Below are 15,443 nucleotides of genomic sequence, written 5' to 3'. Positions count from 1 at the left end.
GTCAGGTCAGGCGCTCCGGGACGGTGTTGTGCACCTGCTGGAAGATCACCGACGTGCGGAAGCCGACGATCTCCTTGCGCTTGCTCAGCCGGTCGAGCAGGAACGAGTGCAGGTGGTCCAGGTCCTGCACCGCCACGTGCAGGAGGAAGTCGTCCCCGCCCGCCAGCACGAACACGCTGAGCACCTCCGGCATCGCCGCCGCCGACGACTTGAACGCGTTGATCACCGCCCGGCTCAGGGGCCGTACCTGGACCATGATCATGGCCTGCACGCTCCGGTTGAGCGCGGCCGGGTCGATCTCGGCGTGGTAGCCGCGGATGACGCCGCGCCGGGTGAGCGACCTGACCCGCTCCAGACAGGTGGAGGGCGCGACGCCGAGCTGCCGGGCCAGCTCCCGGTTGGACTGCCGCGCATCCGTTTGGAGCAGCCGCACGATTTCCGAATCAAGTTCGTCCATGAGTGGATGGTGTCATGTGGTTCCGGCCATTCGTTCGACTGACAGGGGTTGGTGCCGAATGAGTGCATTAGTTTCGGCTGCATGTCGGAACATCGCATAGGCGCAGGACACGGCACGGCACTGCTGGTCGGGGCGGTCCTGGGGCCGGGGATGCTGGTGCTGCCGCACCTCGCCGCCGCTGCCGCGGGGCCCGCGTCCGTGCTGGCCTGGGCCGGGCTGCTCGCGCTGAGCGTCCCCGTCGCGCTGACCTTCGCCGCGCTCGGCGCCAGATACCCCGACGGCGGGGGAGTGGCGAGCTTCGCCGGGCTCGCGTTCGGCCGGCACGCCTCCGCCGTGGTCGGCTGGTGGTTCTACGGCGCCGTCCCCATCGGCACCGTCGCCGGCGCGCTGGTCGGCGGCCAGTACGTCGAGGCCACGCTGGGCATGGACGCCACCCTGGCCGCCTGCCTGATCCTGGGGGCCGCCTTCGCCGCCAACGCCGCCGGGCTGCGCGCCTCGGGACGGTTGCAGATCGGCCTCGTCATCCTGCTCGTCGCGCTCCTGGCCACGGCCGTGATCACCGCCGCGCCGCACGCCGACCCGGGCAACTTCACCCCCTTCGCCCCGTATGGCGCCGCGGGCGTGGCGGACGCGGCCGGCGTGCTCCTGTTCGCCGTCGTCGGCTGGGAGGCGGCCAGCCACCTGTCGGCCGAGTTCGCCGGCAAGGGGAACGGGCTGGTCCGGGCCACCGCGGTGACGCTCGTCGTGATCGGGATCCTGTACGTGGGCGTGTCGGTCACCTCCGTCGGCGTGCTCGGCCCCGGCATGACCGGCGTGCCGCTCACCGCCATGCTGGAGACCGGCATCGGTCCGGCCGCGCGGCCGGTCACCGGGGTGGTGGCGGTGCTGCTGACCTTCGGCGCGGTCAACACCTATCTCGCCGGGGCCTCCCGGCTGGGCGCGGCCATGGCCAGGGACGGGGCGCTGCCGGGCTGGTTCGCCAAGGGCGGGGCGCCGGGCGAGACGCCGTACCGGAGCCTGGGGCTGCTCGCCGTGCTCAGCGTGCCCGTGCTGGTGTGGGCGGTGGATCTGGACCTGCTCATGCGGGCCACCTCGGCCTGCCTGGCCGCGGTCACGGCGGCGGGCGTGGTGGCGGCCGTGCGGATGCTGCCCGCGGGGCGGCACCGGAACACGGCCGTGGTGGGCGCCGGGCTGTCGCTCGTGGCGCTGGTGTTCTGCGGTGCCTATCTCGTGGTGCCCGCCGTGCTCACACTGGTGGCGATCGGGGCTCTGAAAGCGAATGTTCGCCGTTCGTACAGAATCGAGCGATGAGGCGCCGTCAGGCGGGCAGTACTCCTAGCACAGGACGGCGGATCGTCGGGAGGTGCTATGACCGAGCACGCCAAGTACGCGGAGTCCAGGGAGGTCGGCGAGCAGGCCCGCGAGAAGGAGTGGACGCGGCCGAGCTTCGCCAAGCAGCTCTTCCTCGGAGACTACCGGCTGGATCTCGTGTACCCCGTGCCGACGCTGTCCGAAGAGGCGACCAAGCGGGGTGAGGAGTTCGTCAGGGCGGTGCGGCGCTACCTCGACGCCCATGTCGATCCCGCGCTCATCGAGCGGACCGCGCAGGTGCCCGACGAGGTGGTCAAGGGGCTCGCGGCGCTCGGGGCCTTCGGGATCACGATCAGCGAGGAGTACGGCGGGCTCGGGCTGCCCTACCTGTACTACTGCCGCACCCTCATGCTCGTCGGCTCGTACTGCCCGGCGCTGGCCACGCTGCTGTCGGCGCACCAGTCGATCGGGGTGCCGCAGCCGCTCAAGCTGTTCGGGACCGAGGAGCAGAAGCGGGAGTTCCTGCCGAGGTGCGCGGCGGGCGAGATCTCCGCGTTCCTGCTGACCGAGCCCGACGTGGGCTCCGACCCGGCGCGCCTGTCCACCACCGCCGTCCGCGACGGCGACGACTACGTGCTCGACGGCGTCAAGTTGTGGACGACGAACGGCGTCGTCGCCGACCTCCTGGTGGTCATGGCCAGGACCGGCAAGAAGATCAGCGCGTTCGTGGTCGAGGCCGACTCTCCCGGCATCACGGTCAAGCGGCGCAACGGCTTCATGGGGCTGCGCGGCATCGAGAACGGGGTCACCGAGTTCTCCCAGGTCAGGGTGCCGGCCAAGAACCTGATCGGGCGCGAGGGGCAGGGGCTGAAGATCGCCCTGACCACGCTGAACACCGGCCGCCTGTCGCTGCCGGCCACGTGCGCGGGCAACGCCAAGTGGGCAGTCAAGATCGCCCGCGAGTGGGGCAACGAGCGCGTGCAGTGGGGGCGCAAGGTCGGCGAGCACGAGGCCGTGGCCACGAAGATCGCGTTCATCGCGGCGACCGCGTACGCGCTCGAAGCCCTCTGCGAGCTCACCAGCCGCCTGGCCGACGACCAGCGCAACGACATCAGGATCGAGGCGGCGCTGGCCAAGCTGTACGCGTCGGAGCTGTCGTACCAGGCGCTCGACGAACTGGTCCAGATCAGGGGCGGGCGCGGCTACGAGACCGCCGAGTCGCTCGTGGCGCGCGGCGAGCGCGGCGTGCCCGCCGAGCAGATGCTGCGCGACTCCCGCATCAACCGCATCTTCGAGGGCTCCTCGGAGATCATGCGCCTGATGATCACCCGGGAGGCGGTGGACGCGCACCTGTCGGCCGCCGGGGAGCTGATCAACCCGGAGGCCTCCCGCCAGGAACGCGCCCAGGCCCTGCGCCGGGCCGGCGGCTTCTACGCCAGGTGGCTGCCCACGCTGGTGGCCGGCACCGGCAACCTGCCCGCGTCGTACGGCGACTTCGGCCCGCTGGCCGCGCACCTGCGCTTCGTGGAGCGGACCAGCCGCAAGCTGGCCAGGTCCACCTTCTACGGCATGTCGCGCTGGCAGGGCCGGCTGGAGCACAAGCAGTCGTTCCTCGGCAGGCTCGTGGACATCGGGGCCGAGCTGTTCGCCATGACCGCCGTGTGCGTCAAGGCGGAAGAGGACTCCAGGGACCTCGGGCGACGGCCGTACGAGCTCGCCGACACCTTCTGCCACCAGGCACGACGCCGCGTGGACGCGCTGTTCGACCGGCTCTGGGACAACAGCGACGCGGGCGACGTGCGGCTGGCCGGATATGTGCTCGACGGCCGCTACGGGTTCGTCGAGGAAGGCATCCTCGACCCCTCCATCGAGGGCCCGTGGATCGGCACGCCGCAGGGTGGGGAGAGCATCCGGAGAAAGATCCTCTGACGCCCGGTCTAGACCGGTTGTGAGGTTTCTCGGCCCTCAGCGTTTTCAAACTGATACGAGCCGGTATAGACCGGCTTGTCGATCCAGGCTTACGCTGGCGCAAACGCGTCGAGCTGTACGCTCGCGTGCCCCATCCCCCAGGACGGGGTCCGTTGGCTGGTACGGACCAGCACCCGTCCGACGAGAAGGCGGTATCTCCAGTGAACATGAAGCTTGTGGGCGGCGCCGCTCTCGGCCTTGCCACGATGCTGGTCCTGTCCAGCTGCGGCTCCGGCGGTTCCGGCGGTGGCGGAGGCAACACGCAGGCGTCGGGCGGCGGACCGGTCACCCTGAAGATGGTCGCCGCCGACTACGGCGACGGCCCCGGCAAGCCGAACTCGGGCGAGACGTTCTGGAAGGGCGTCGTGGACGAGTTCCAGGCGGCCAACCCGAACATCAAGGTCGACGTCCAGGTCATCAACTGGAACGACATCGACAAGCAGGTCGCCACCATGGTCCAGAACGGCCAGGTGCCCGACATCCTGCAGACCGGCGACTACTCCGGCTTCGTCAAGGACGGGCTGCTCTACAAGGTGGACGAGGTGCTGTCGCCGAACGTCTCGGGCGACATGCTGCAGAAGTTCGCCGAGTTCGGCAAGGTCGACGGCACCGCGTACGGCATCCCGTTCGTCTCCTCCGCGCGGGCGCTGTTCTACAACAAGGACCTGTTCCAGAAGGCCGGCATCGCCGAGCCGCCGAAGACCTGGGACGAGCTGAAGGCCGACGCCGAGAAGCTGAAGAAGGCCGGCGTCACGCAGCCGTTCGGCCTGCCTCTCGGCCAGGAGGAGGCCCAGGGCGAGTCGTTCCTGTGGCTGCTGGGCAACGGCGGCGGCTACAAGGACGCCTCCGGCAAGTGGGCGATCAACTCGCCGCAGAACGTCGAGACGTTCACGTACATGAAGGGCCTGGTCGACGCGGGCCTGACCACCCCCAACCCGGGCACCAAGGACCGTAAGACGGTCTGGGAGGACTTCGGCGCGGGCAAGGTCGGCATGGTCAACGGCGGCCCCATGTCCATCCCGATCTTCGACGCGGCCGGGCTGAAGAACTACGGCGTCGCGCCGATCCCCGGCAAGAGCGGCCCGCTCGACACCACGCTCGGCGTCATGGACTGGATCATGGCGTTCAACAAGAACGGCCACGGCGCCGAGATCAAGAAGTTCTTCGACTTCTTCTACACCGGCAGCGCCGCCCAGAAGATCTCGGACACGTACAAGCTGCTGCCCGTCACCAACGGCGGCATCCAGAAGCTGTCGGGCGACGAGAAGCTCAAGCCGTTCCTCGACGCGCTGCCCAACGCCAGCTTCTACCCCTTCCAGGACCCCAAGTGGGCCGAGGTGAACCCGGCGATCAAGCAGACCATCGGCGGGGCCGTCAAGGACGACCCGGCCAAGGTCCTCGGTGAGCTGCAGAAGACCGCCGAAGCGGCCGGCTGATACGTCGGGGGCCCGTGCGGCCGGCGCTCTCCGCGGTGCCGGCCGCACCGTCTTGGAAGGTTGCTCATGAGAAGGTTGCGCGCCCTGGAGCCCCTCGCGTGGGTCGGGCCCGCCGTGGTGCTGATCGCGCTGGTCGTGCTCTGGCCCGTGATCGAGATGATCAGGTCATCGTTCCTCAAGATCAGCCGGTTCGGGGTGGTCCAGGGGGGCAACGGCTTCGCGAACTACGAGAAGCTGTTCGGTGAGAAGGACTTCGCCGACATCATGGTCCGCAGCGTGATCTGGGTGGTCGCGGTCGTCGCGCTCACCGTGCTGATCTCGCTGGCCCTCGCCCAGCTGTTCAACCAGAACTTCCCGCTGCGCAAGGCGGCCCGGTGGGCGCTGATCGCGCCGTGGGCCGCGTCGGTGCTGATGACGGCGATCATCTTCAAGTGGATGCTCGACCCCGAGGTCGGCGTGATCAACCAGATCCGGCTGAAGCTGGGGCTGATCGACGCGATGGGCGGGGCCTCGGCCGACCAGCTCGGCGACGCCTCCACCGCGATGCCGTGGCTGGTGTTCGTGGCCGTCTTCGTGTCGGTGCCGTTCACCACGTACGCGCTGCTGGCCGGGCTGGCGACGATCCCCGCCGACGTCTATGAGGCGGCCAAGATGGACGGAGCCACCCGGTTCCGGACGTACTGGTCGATCACGCTGCCGCTGCTGCGGCCCGCGCTCACCGTGGCGGCGCTCATCAACGTCATGAACGTCTTCAACAGCTTCCCGATCATCTGGGCCATGACGCACGGCCAGCCCGGCTACTCCACGGCCACCTCGACGATCCTCATGTTCATCCTCAAGGGCTCGAACATCGGCGAGTCGGCGGCCATGTCCGTCGTCAACTTCGGCATGGTGATCATCCTGACCGCGATCTTCCTCAAGGTCTCCCGCTGGAACAAGGAGGTGGCGTGATGGCGATCAAGACCCTGCCGTCGCAGGCCACCCGGCCGCGCCACCACGTCAGGCCGGCGCGACGACGCAGCATGCCGAAGCTCAAGACCGTGCTCGTCGCGGCCGCCGCGTACGTCGTCGCGTTCGTCTTCCTGTTCCCGTACGTGGTGATGCTGCTCACCTCGCTGCGCTCGCAGGAGTCGCTGCGCGAGGTGTCGTTCTGGCCGAAGGAGTGGGTGTGGTCGAACCTCGCCAACTTCTGGGCCGGCGGCCTGGCCGGCAACCTGTGGGTGACGCTCAAGGTCGCCGGCGGCTCGACCGTGCTGGTGCTCCTGGTGGCGCTGCCGGCCGCGTACTACTCGGCCCGGCACAACTTCAGGGGGCGCACGGCCTTCCTGATCCTCGTGCTGATCACCCAGATGTTCCAGCCCACGGCCATGCTGGTCGGCATCTACCGCGAGTTCTTCCAGTTCGGGCTGGTGGACTCGATCTGGTCGCTGATCCTCGTGAACGGCGGGTTCAACCTGGCGTTCGCGGTGTGGATCCTGAACGCGTACTTCGCCTCGATCCCGCGCGAGCTGGAGGAGGCGGCGTTCATCGACGGGAACGGGCGCTTCGGTGCGCTGTTCAGGATCACGCTGCCGCTGGCCCTGCCCGGCGTGATCACGGCGCTGATCTTCACCTTCATCGCCGCCTGGAACGAGTTCGTGGTCGCCCTGACCCTGACCACGACGCCGGAGAACCAGCCGCTCACGGTGGCGCTCAACTCGTTCATCGGTCAGTACCAGGTGGACTGGCAGAACCTGTTCGCCGGGTCGGTGATCGCCACCATCCCCGTGATCATCCTCTTCGCGCTGATCGAGCGGAAAGTGGTGGGCGGCCTCACGGCCGGGTCGATCAAGTAGCGCCTACGCCTTGGGCTGGGGCACCCGTGCCACGCAGAAGACCGTCTGGCCGAACGGTGGCCTGATGAACCGCTCGATGAAGCGGGTCGTCGGGACCACCGTGCGGTCGTAGATCTTGACCAGGCGCGGGTCGGGGTAGCCGACGCCGCCCCGGCGCACGGCGGCCCACCAGGCGATGCCGCCCAGGAAGTTGATCGGCTTGAGCACCTCGATGTCCAGGCCCGCCTTGGCGACCGTCGCGCCGAGCGTCTTGGGCGTGTAGCGCTGGACGTGGCCCACCTTGCGGTCGAAGTCTCCGTAGAGCTGCATGTAGCCGGGGACCCAGATGATGATCCGCCCGCCCGGCAGCGTGACCCGGGCCAGCGAGCGCAGCGCCTCGGCGTCGTCCTCGATGTGCTCAAGGACGTTCATCATGACGACGGTGTCGACCTTGTCCTCAAGCGGGATGTTCGTCGGCAGCCCGAACTGCAGGACGTCGATGTCGTCGCGGCCCGCGAACCGCTTTTCCAGCTGCTCGACGCAGTAGGGGTCGAAGTCGCTCACGACCAGCCTGTCGAGCCGCGGCAGGAACGCCTCGGCGAAGTGGCCGAGGCCGGAGCCGATCTCCAGCATCGAACGGCCGACATGCGGGGCGACCATGTCCAGCTCGTACTGCCGATAGTTCTTGGCCTCGTCCCCACCTAGGTGGTTCTCCAGGGCCTCGTCACCGGCCGCCGGTTGCACTACACGGTCATACCCAGACATAGTCCCGTTCCTTCTCGGGGGGCTCATGGATTGCCCGAGTCTAATGCCCCGATCACTGGTGACGTTCACCCGATACGCGAAAGACCCTTCCCCGGGGCACCTCGAATGGGGTGGAATCTGACTCGCCATGAACGACGACGAGGCGATCGAGCGCTCGCTCGCCGGTGACCAAGCCGCCTATGAGGTGCTGGTCGCCCGCTACAGCGCGCTCGCCCACCGTACCGCTTTCATGCTGGGGGCGGGGGACGAGGCCGAGGACGTGGTGCAGGAGGCGTTCGTCAAGGCCTTCCGGCATCTGCCGGGCTTCCGCAAGGACTCGCCGTTCCGCCCCTGGCTGCTGCGGATCGTGGCCAACGAGACCCACAACCTGACCAGGTCGCGGGGGCGCCGCTCCGAGCTGGCCTTACGGTTGAGCGCCACGGCGTCCCTGGCCGCGCCCGACGACCCCGAGGGCACCGCGGTGGCCGGCGACCGGCGCTCGCGCCTGCTGGAGGCGGTACGCCGGCTGCCCGAGCGGGAACGTCAGGCCGTCGTCTGCCGGTACTTCTTACAGCTGACCGAGGCGGAGACGGCGCAGGTGCTCGACTGGCCCGTGGGCACCGTCAAGTCCAGCACGCATCGGGGGCTGGCCCGGCTGAGGGAGGAGGTGGGCAATGAACTCGCGTGAGCCTTTCGACGACCTGGAGGCCGAACTCCTGGCGCTCGGCGACCTCCTCGACGTCCCCGGCCCGCCGCCCGCCGACGTCGCCGCGGCCGTACGCGCCCGCCTGGAGGCTCCGGACGAGGCTTCGCGCGATGAGGTGCCCGATCCGGCCCACGGCCCCGTCAGCGGCCCCGTCCGGCCGCACTCCCCGGTGCGGCGCCGCCGGCGCGCGAGGTGGAAGGTCGTCACGGCCGTCGTCCTCGTCGTCATCGCGATCACGGCCGCGACCCCCCAGGGGCGGGCGGCGGTGGTACGGATCCTGCGCTTCGCCGGGATCGAGCTCCGGATCGGCGACGCGCCGCCCAAGGCCGTCACCGGCGTCACGCCCCTGCCGTACGAGCACCCCGTGGACCAGGACGATCTGAAGGCCGAGGTGAAGTTCCGGGTCAGGACGCCGAAGGCGCTGGGGGAGCCCGAGCGCACCACGGTGTCCGACAGGGGCCGGGTCGTGTCGATGTTCTGGCCGGGCGGCATCCGGCTCGACCAGTTCGACGGCGGCCTGGACCCGGTGCTCTTCAAGAAGCTCGGCCCGCCCTGGCCCGACTACACCAAGGTCGGGCCGTACCAGGCCTGGTGGGTCCCGGGGGCGCACCCCCTCGGCTACCTCAGCCGCCAGGACGGCACCGAGATCCCCCTGCGCCAGGCGGGCCCCACCCTCATCTGGCAGCAGGACGCCCTGAACTACCGCCTGGAAGGCGTCAAGACCGAGGAAGAGGCCGTCCGCGTCGCCACGTCACTCGGGTGAGCTCGTCAGCCACTCGTCCACGCCCGCGAGCAGCTCCTTGCGCACCGGCTCGGGGGCCGCGGAGGCGCGTACGGACTGGCGGGCCAGCTCGGCCAGCTCCGCGTCGCTGAAGCCGTAGACGTCCCTGGCCAGCTCGTACTGGCTCAGCAGCCGCGCGCCGAACAGCAGCGGGTCGTCGGACCCCAGGGCGATCGGCACGCCCGCGTCGAACAGCCGCCGCAGCGGCACGTCGGCGGCCCGCTCGGCCACCCCCAGGCCCACGTTGGAGGTGGGGCAGACCTCGCAGCAGATCTGCCGGTCGGCCAGCCGGTGCATGAGCCGCTCGTCCTCCGCCGCCCGCACCCCGTGCCCGACCCGGTCCGCGTCCAGGTCGTCCACGCACTGCGCCACGCTGCGCGGGCCCAGCAGCTCGCCCCCGTGCGGCACGGACAGCAGCCCGCCCCGCTTGGCGATCCTGAACGCCCGCTCGAAGTCCCTCGCCTCGCCCCGCCGCTCGTCGTTGGACAGCCCGAACCCCACCACGCCCTTGCCGGCGTACTGGGTCGCGAGCCGGGCCAGCGTGTTCGCGTCGAGCGGGTGGCGGGTCCTGTTGGCCGCCACGACCACCGCGATCCCGATCCCCGCGTGCTCGGCCGCCAGGCGCGCCGCGTCCAGCGTCAGCTCCAGCGTCGCCGTCAGCCCGCCGAACCGCTGCGCGTACCCCGACGGGTCCACCTGGATCTCCAGCCACCGGGACCCGGCCGCCGCCTCGTCCTCGGCCGTCTCGCGCAGCAGCCGGTAGACGTGCTCGGAACGGGTCAGCACGGACCTGGCGATGTCGTACAGCCGCTGGAACCTGAACCACCCGCGCTCGTCGGTGGCCCGCAGCTTGGGCGGCCAGTCCTCCTCCAGTGCGTCCGGCAGGTGCAGCCCCTGCTCCCTGGCCAGCTCGATAAGCGTGGAATGCCGCATCGATCCGGTGAAATGCAGGTGTAGATGCGCCTTGGGCAGCGTGTTCAGGGGCCTTGCCATTTGCATATCTTGCCACTCAACCCCGGGACCGCTTCGCGCGTTGGGGAGGGCGAAAGGGGACCTTCGCTCATGACAGATGACGATGAAGCGGCCTTCGACGAGTTCCTGGCCGCCCGGAGCACCTCGCTGCTGCGCACCGCGATCCTGGTCTGCGGAGCGACCGAGCACGACGCCGAGGACCTGGTGCAGCACGCGCTGGAGAAGGTCTACCGGCACTGGCCGCGGATCAGATGGGACAACCCGGAGGCCTACGCGCGCAAGGTCGTCGTGAACGCGGCGATCAGCAAGGCGCGGCGGCGCAAGATCGTGCAGGAGATCACCTTCGCCCGGCCGCCCGAGACCGCCGCCGACACTCCCGACCTGGACCTGCGCCACGCGCTCATCAGGGAGCTGCGCAGGCTGCCGCCCAAGATGCGGGCCGTGCTCGTCCTGCGCTACTGGGAGGACCAGTCGGAAGGGGACACCGCGGCCCTGCTGGGCTGCTCGGTCGGGACCGTGAAGAGCCAGGCGGCGCGGGGGCTCGCCAGGGTCCGCGAAAACATGACTGTCGCAAAGGAAGTGACCAGATGAGGATCGAGGACGACCTCGCGGACGCCATGCGGGCGCACGTCGCCGACGTGCAGGCTCCGCCGGACCTGGGCAGGTCCGTACGGCGCGGCAACCGCTCGCGCGTGCTCCGCTTCCGCGTGGCGGGCGCGGCGCTCGTCACGGCGGCGGTGGCGGTGGCCGTGCCCGTGGCGCTGAACTCCGGGGAACCCGCCGGAGGGGAGGCCGCGACCGGCCAGGACCGGGCCGTGGTGCGCAACGACGTGACCGTGCCGGACGTGACGGGCAAGCCCGCCACCGAGGCGGCGAACCTCCTGCGCGCGGCCGGACTGCTGGCCGACATGGCGGCGATGGAGGTGCGGAACAACCGGGTGATCGGGCAGAAGCCCGCGGCCGGGGAGCAGGTCGCTCCCGGCAGCCATGTCGAGCTCACCCTGGAGCCGCCTCCTGTCACGATGCCGCAGGATCTGGGTGATCTGGGCGACGGGCGGGAGTTCGGCGGCATCCGCCTGGATTACCTGCCGGAAGGGCTCGAATGGGGCAAGTGGTCGGGCAAGGACGGGTTCGGCAAGCACAGTTTCACCACTACTTATGACAAGCCGGGCAACGAGCCTGGGCGCTACTCCGTACAGGTGATCGTGTTCGAGGGAGAGGCCGCCAAGAGCGCCATGGCCCGCTTCCCCAAGGCCGGCGCCGAGACCGTGGACATCGGCGGCGCGAAGGCACGCCTGGCGACGCTCGGTGAGGGCGGCGAGGTCGTGTCGGAGGGCACGCTCACGGTCACCTGGAAGCTGCGCGACGGGCTCGCGGTCGAGGTGTGCCTCAGCCCCGACTACGCCAAGGACGTGGACGGCCCGGCCGAGGCGAAGAAGATCGCGGAAGGCATCCGCGCGACCGGCTGAACCTGCGGTACGGATGAGGCCGAACGGGGGATCAACCTTGCATGATCCCTGAGGGGCCTGCCGGCATCGGGCAGGGAGGCCGCGCGGCGCTCACGGCGCTGGCCTTCGCGGCGACATCTCTGATCATCTACGCGCTCTTCTCCTCGGGGTTCGGGCGTCCGCGCCCGGCCCCTGTGGAGGGCCCTGTCATGGTCGGGGCCTCCGTCGCCGAGGCCACCCTCGCGGTGGTCTCCGATGATCTCTGGCTCACCTACCTCCCCGCGGGGCTGGAGCGCAGCGGCGGGGGGTCCGTCAAGCCGAAGGGGTCGTGGGCCAGGTTCGGCTCGGCCCAGCGGTTCGTGGAGGCCCAGGTCGAGCCCGCCGCCGACTGGGTGAGCTACACCAGGAAGGCCGCTCTGCTCGACGCCCGCCCCGTCACCGTGCGCGGCAGGCCCGCCGTGGTCGGCAGGCATCCGAACGGCGGCCGGATGATCATCTGGATGGAGCGCGCGGGCACGGGGGCGTGGATCCGGGTCAGCGACTCCCTCGGTGGCGAACTGGTGGCAATTGCTGCCTCAGTCAAGAGTCCTGTAGGAGACTGAGAGCCTTTTCCATGCGTTCCTTGGGGGGTCGATGCGGCGTCTGGCAGCGGTGCTCCTCATGTTCGCGCTGGGCGGGTGCGGCGCGGACGACGTGCCCGCGCCCGAGGCGATCGCCTCGCCGCCGTCCTCCGCGCACGTCCCGCACCAGGGCGTCCGGCTGGCCTGCGGCCAGACCAATGTGGGGCTGCCCGCCATGCCCGAGGGGATGACCAGGGCGGGCTCGTTCGGCCGCCTGGGCTCGCTCACCCGCCCGCTGGAGGCCAAGGGCGTGATCTGGCGGCGCGAGGACGAGCAGATGTACGTCGGCGTCGTGTGCGGGGCGCGGACCGCCGAGGAGTTCGTCACGCTGGTCGCCAGGTCGTCGCTGACGACGTACCGGGGCATGCCGGCGCTGCGCTGGAACACGCGCACCGGCGTGCGCAACTTCATGTGGCTGCAGCGGCCCGGCACCGCGGTCTACATCGCCGCGACGCCCGGCCTGGCCGCCCAGATCAGGCACGTCGCCGCCGGCGTCGCCCTGGACCAGGCGCCCTGAACGACTAGTGCGCCTCTGACAGCAGCTTGGCCACCCGGCTGACGCCCTCGACCAGGTCGTCGTCGCCCAGCGCGTACGACAGGCGGAAGTAGCCCGGCGTCCCGAACGCCTCGCCCGGCACCACCGCCACCTCGGCCTCCTCCAGGATCAGCTCGGCCAGCTCACCGGACGACCGCGGCCGCCGGCCGCGCAGCTCCTTGCCGATCAGCTCCTTGACCGACGGGTACGCGTAGAACGCCCCCTTCGGTTCCGGGCAGAACACGCCCGGGATCTCGTTGAGCATCCGGACCATCGTCTGGCGGCGCCGGTCGAACGCCGTGCGCATCTCCGCCACCGCCGACAGGTCGCCGGACACGGCGGCCAGCGCGGCCACCTGGGAGACGTTGGCGACGTTGGAGGTGGCGTGGGACTGCAGGTTGGTGGCCGCCTTGACGACGTCTGCGGGGCCGATCAGCCAGCCCACGCGCCAGCCGGTCATCGCGTAGGTCTTGGCCACGCCGTTGAGGATCACGACCCGGTCGCCCAGCTCGGGCACGGCCGTGGCGATGCTGGTGAACTCGGCGCCGCCGTACACGAGGTGCTCGTAGATCTCGTCCGTGACGACCCACAGGCCGTGCTCGGCCGCCCAGCGGCCGATCGCCTCCGTCTGCTCGCGGGAGTAGACGGCGCCCGTCGGGTTGCACGGCGAGACGAACAGCAGGACCTTCGTCCGCTCCGTCCGCGCGGCCTCCAGTTGCTCGACGCTCGCCAGGTAGCCGGTGGACTCGTCGGTCACGACGTCGACCTGCACGCCGCCGGCCAGCTTGATCGCCTCGGGATAGGTGGTCCAGTAGGGCGCCACGACCAGGACCTCGTCACCCGGGTCGAGCAGCGTCGCGAACGCCTCGTAGACCGCCTGCTTGCCGCCGTTGGTGACCAGCACCTGCGAGGCCTCGACCGCGTAGCCGGAGTCGCGCCGGGTCTTGTCGGCGATGGCCTGCTTGAGCTCGGGCAGGCCGCCCGCCGGCGTGTACTTGTGGAAGCGCGGCTCGCGGGCGGCCTGGATCGCCGCCTCGACGATGTAGCCGGGCGTCGGGAAGTCGGGCTCGCCCGCGCCGAAGCCGATGACGGGCCGCCCGGCCGCCTTCATCGCCTTGGCCTTGGCGTCCACGGCGAGCGTGGCGGACTCGGAAATAGCGGAGATTCTCGCGGAGACGCGGGGTCGGGTGGACATGGTTCCATGGTCCCATGTGCTCGGTGACCTGGGCGATCGGGATTGGGTTCGACGTACCCGGCAATCACCCGTATGCTTTCGATCGGTCCTTCCGCACCGCATGTCGGCGAGCGGTTCGGTCCAGGCAGTGGGTCGATCAGGGTAGTCTGGTCTAGCGACATAGGGCACTGGCGCAATTGGTAGCGCACCGGTCTCCAAAACCGGCGGTTGGGGGTTCGAGTCCCTCGTGCCCTGCGAGTGCGGTCCGCGCAATAATGGGCGTGTAAGCGCGCCGCAAAACTGCGTTGGATACGACAGATTCAGGTGAGGACTGTGGCGATCGACACGCGCGGCGAGACCGCAGACAAGCCGAGTGGCGAGAAGAAGACGCGCACTTCGCCTGCCCTTTTCTATCGGCAGGTCGTCAACGAGCTCCGCAAGGTCATCTGGCCGACACGCAAGGATCTCATCACCTACACCACGGTCGTTCTGGTATTCGTTCTGATCATGGTGGCGATCGTGTACGGGCTCGACAGCGCCCTGGGATGGGCAGTCCTCAAGGTCTTCGGCGGCGGCTGATCGAGACGCCGCCGGTGACAGCTGACGGAGTCGCCAGTTCGATACGACGAAAGAGGAAGAGTCACCGTGTCCGAGTCTTCAGTTCCGGCCGGCGAGTCCCGCGAGGAGTGGGACGACGAGCTGGAAGAGGCCACTGAGGAGTCCGCCGAGGAGGCGGAGCTCCAGGAGGAGGCCGAGGTCGCGGAGAGCGACGAGGCAGCCGAGGCTTCCGACGTCGAGGACGAGACGGTTCTTCCCGACGTCGATCCCGTCGAGGAGTTCAAGAGCTCGCTGCGCGGCCTTCCCGGTGAGTGGTACGTCATCCACTCCTACGCCGGTTACGAGAATCGCGTGAAGTCCAACATCGAGAGCCGCAACGTGTCGCTCAACATGGAGGACTACATCTACCAGGTCGAGGTGCCGACGCACACCGTCCAGGAGTTCAAGAGCGGCAAGAAGGTGCCGGTCAAGGAGCGCGTGCTGCCCGGCTACGTGCTGGTGCGCATGGAGCTGACCGACGAGTCCTGGGCCGCCGTGCGTAACACGCCCGGTGTGACCGGCTTCGTCGGCCTGTCCAACAAGCCGAGCCCGCTCAGCCTCGACGAGGTCGCCAAGCTGCTGGCGCCCGAGCCGACCGAGGAGACCAAGAAGGCCGCCTCCAAGGCGAGCGCCGGCCCCGCGGTCGAGTTCGAGATCGGCGAGTCCGTCACGGTCATGGACGGCCCGTTCGCCACGCTGCCGGCCTCGGTGAGCGAGATCAGCCCCGAGTCGCAGAAGCTCAAGGTGCTCGTCTCGATCTTCGGCCGCGAGACCCCGGTTGAGCTCTCGTTCAACCAGGTCTCGAAGATCTAGGACAATCACATACACTGAGACGTTCGGTCGGCCGCCTGATCATGAGGGCGGCCTCCGACGTGTCAGG

17 protein-coding genes and 1 tRNA gene are annotated in these 15,443 nt (G+C 69.6%); 14 read left to right on the top strand and 4 right to left on the bottom strand.

Annotated features, from left to right (window positions below):
• Position 1: 1 nt before the first annotated feature.
• Complete coding sequence (locus tag AB0L65_RS56425; protein ID WP_364264849.1) at positions 2 to 457, bottom strand: Lrp/AsnC family transcriptional regulator; 456 nt, start codon at positions 455 to 457, stop codon at positions 2 to 4.
• Positions 458 to 538: 81 nt separating this feature from the next.
• Here AB0L65_RS56425 and AB0L65_RS56420 point away from each other — a divergent pair, with 81 nt between their 5' ends.
• The 5 genes from AB0L65_RS56420 to AB0L65_RS56400 all read left to right on the top strand — a co-directional run bounded on the left by AB0L65_RS56420 (position 539) and on the right by AB0L65_RS56400 (position 7,007).
• Positions 539 to 1,768, top strand: coding sequence for an amino acid permease (locus tag AB0L65_RS56420; RefSeq protein ID WP_364264847.1), 1,230 nt, complete (start codon positions 539 to 541; stop codon positions 1,766 to 1,768).
• A gap of 57 nt (positions 1,769 to 1,825) precedes the next feature.
• Complete coding sequence (locus AB0L65_RS56415; RefSeq protein ID WP_364264845.1) at positions 1,826 to 3,697, top strand: acyl-CoA dehydrogenase family protein; 1,872 nt, start codon at positions 1,826 to 1,828, stop codon at positions 3,695 to 3,697.
• A gap of 206 nt (positions 3,698 to 3,903) precedes the next feature.
• Positions 3,904 to 5,172, top strand: coding sequence for an extracellular solute-binding protein (locus tag AB0L65_RS56410; protein ID WP_364264843.1), 1,269 nt, complete (start codon positions 3,904 to 3,906; stop codon positions 5,170 to 5,172).
• 66 nt (positions 5,173 to 5,238) lie between these two features.
• Positions 5,239 to 6,123: a sugar ABC transporter permease gene (locus AB0L65_RS56405; RefSeq protein WP_364264841.1), complete on the top strand. Its 885-nt coding sequence runs from the start codon at positions 5,239 to 5,241 to the stop codon at positions 6,121 to 6,123.
• Entirely contained in the window at positions 6,123 to 7,007 is an 885-nt protein-coding gene (locus tag AB0L65_RS56400) for a carbohydrate ABC transporter permease (RefSeq protein WP_364264839.1), read from the top strand. The genes AB0L65_RS56405 and AB0L65_RS56400 overlap by 1 nt, the downstream gene beginning before the upstream one ends.
• 3 nt (positions 7,008 to 7,010) lie before the next feature.
• Here AB0L65_RS56400 and AB0L65_RS56395 read toward each other — a convergent pair whose 3' ends face one another.
• Positions 7,011 to 7,751, bottom strand: a complete 741-nt coding sequence (locus AB0L65_RS56395) for a methyltransferase domain-containing protein (protein WP_350733398.1) — start codon at positions 7,749 to 7,751, stop codon at positions 7,011 to 7,013.
• Between the two features lie 127 nt (positions 7,752 to 7,878).
• On the opposite strand from AB0L65_RS56395, the gene AB0L65_RS56390 reads away from it, so the two are divergent.
• Together AB0L65_RS56390 and AB0L65_RS56385 are read left to right on the top strand one after the other, a co-directional pair.
• Positions 7,879 to 8,418: an RNA polymerase sigma factor gene (locus tag AB0L65_RS56390; protein ID WP_364264837.1), complete on the top strand. Its 540-nt coding sequence runs from the start codon at positions 7,879 to 7,881 to the stop codon at positions 8,416 to 8,418.
• The gene (locus tag AB0L65_RS56385) at positions 8,405 to 9,199 is read left to right on the top strand and encodes a hypothetical protein (RefSeq protein WP_364264835.1); all 795 of its coding nucleotides are present in this window, start codon (positions 8,405 to 8,407) and stop codon (positions 9,197 to 9,199) included. The genes AB0L65_RS56390 and AB0L65_RS56385 overlap by 14 nt, the downstream gene beginning before the upstream one ends.
• Here AB0L65_RS56385 and AB0L65_RS56380 read toward each other — a convergent pair.
• Positions 9,188 to 10,210 carry an adenosine deaminase gene (locus AB0L65_RS56380; protein WP_364264833.1) on the bottom strand — a complete coding sequence of 341 codons (1,023 nt, stop codon included), beginning with the start codon at positions 10,208 to 10,210 and terminating at the stop codon, positions 9,188 to 9,190. The genes AB0L65_RS56385 and AB0L65_RS56380 overlap by 12 nt on opposite strands.
• 69 nt (positions 10,211 to 10,279) lie before the next feature.
• Here AB0L65_RS56380 and AB0L65_RS56375 point away from each other — a divergent pair, with 69 nt between their 5' ends.
• The 4 genes from AB0L65_RS56375 to AB0L65_RS56360 are packed head-to-tail and all read left to right on the top strand — an operon-like array spanning position 10,280 to position 12,774.
• A complete protein-coding gene (locus AB0L65_RS56375; RefSeq protein WP_364264831.1) occupies positions 10,280 to 10,780 on the top strand; it encodes a SigE family RNA polymerase sigma factor in 501 nt (166 codons plus the stop codon).
• Positions 10,777 to 11,658, top strand: a complete 882-nt coding sequence (locus AB0L65_RS56370) for a PASTA domain-containing protein (RefSeq protein ID WP_364264829.1) — start codon at positions 10,777 to 10,779, stop codon at positions 11,656 to 11,658. The genes AB0L65_RS56375 and AB0L65_RS56370 overlap by 4 nt, the downstream gene beginning before the upstream one ends.
• Positions 11,659 to 11,699: 41 nt before the next feature.
• On the top strand, positions 11,700 to 12,239 hold the full coding sequence (locus AB0L65_RS56365) for a hypothetical protein (protein ID WP_364264827.1): 540 nt from the start codon (positions 11,700 to 11,702) through the stop codon (positions 12,237 to 12,239).
• Positions 12,240 to 12,270: 31 nt separating this feature from the next.
• On the top strand, positions 12,271 to 12,774 hold the full coding sequence (locus AB0L65_RS56360; protein ID WP_364264825.1) for a hypothetical protein: 504 nt from the start codon (positions 12,271 to 12,273) through the stop codon (positions 12,772 to 12,774).
• A gap of 4 nt (positions 12,775 to 12,778) precedes the next feature.
• On the opposite strand, the gene AB0L65_RS56355 is transcribed toward AB0L65_RS56360, so the two are convergent.
• Positions 12,779 to 13,987 carry a pyridoxal phosphate-dependent aminotransferase gene (locus AB0L65_RS56355; protein WP_364264823.1) on the bottom strand — a complete coding sequence of 403 codons (1,209 nt, stop codon included), beginning with the start codon at positions 13,985 to 13,987 and terminating at the stop codon, positions 12,779 to 12,781.
• A 161-nt stretch (positions 13,988 to 14,148) separates the two neighbouring features.
• Between AB0L65_RS56355 and AB0L65_RS56350 the strand changes: the two genes are divergently transcribed.
• The 3 genes from AB0L65_RS56350 to nusG all read left to right on the top strand — a co-directional run bounded on the left by AB0L65_RS56350 (position 14,149) and on the right by nusG (position 15,376).
• Positions 14,149 to 14,221 (top strand) — tRNA-Trp (locus AB0L65_RS56350).
• 78 nt (positions 14,222 to 14,299) lie between these two features.
• Positions 14,300 to 14,545, top strand: a complete 246-nt coding sequence (gene secE / locus AB0L65_RS56345; RefSeq protein WP_357725570.1) for a preprotein translocase subunit SecE — start codon at positions 14,300 to 14,302, stop codon at positions 14,543 to 14,545.
• Positions 14,546 to 14,611: 66 nt separating this feature from the next.
• Positions 14,612 to 15,376 carry a transcription termination/antitermination protein NusG gene (gene nusG, locus AB0L65_RS56340; protein WP_350733413.1) on the top strand — a complete coding sequence of 255 codons (765 nt, stop codon included), beginning with the start codon at positions 14,612 to 14,614 and terminating at the stop codon, positions 15,374 to 15,376.
• Positions 15,377 to 15,443 lie beyond the last annotated feature (67 nt).

Source organism: Nonomuraea sp. NPDC052116, assembly GCF_040680035.1.
GTDB classification, from domain to species: Bacteria; Actinomycetota; Actinomycetes; order Streptosporangiales; family Streptosporangiaceae; genus Nonomuraea; species Nonomuraea angiospora_A.
The sequence above is the reverse complement of the archived record's forward strand: the minus strand, read 5'-3'. Positions and strand labels throughout refer to the sequence as shown.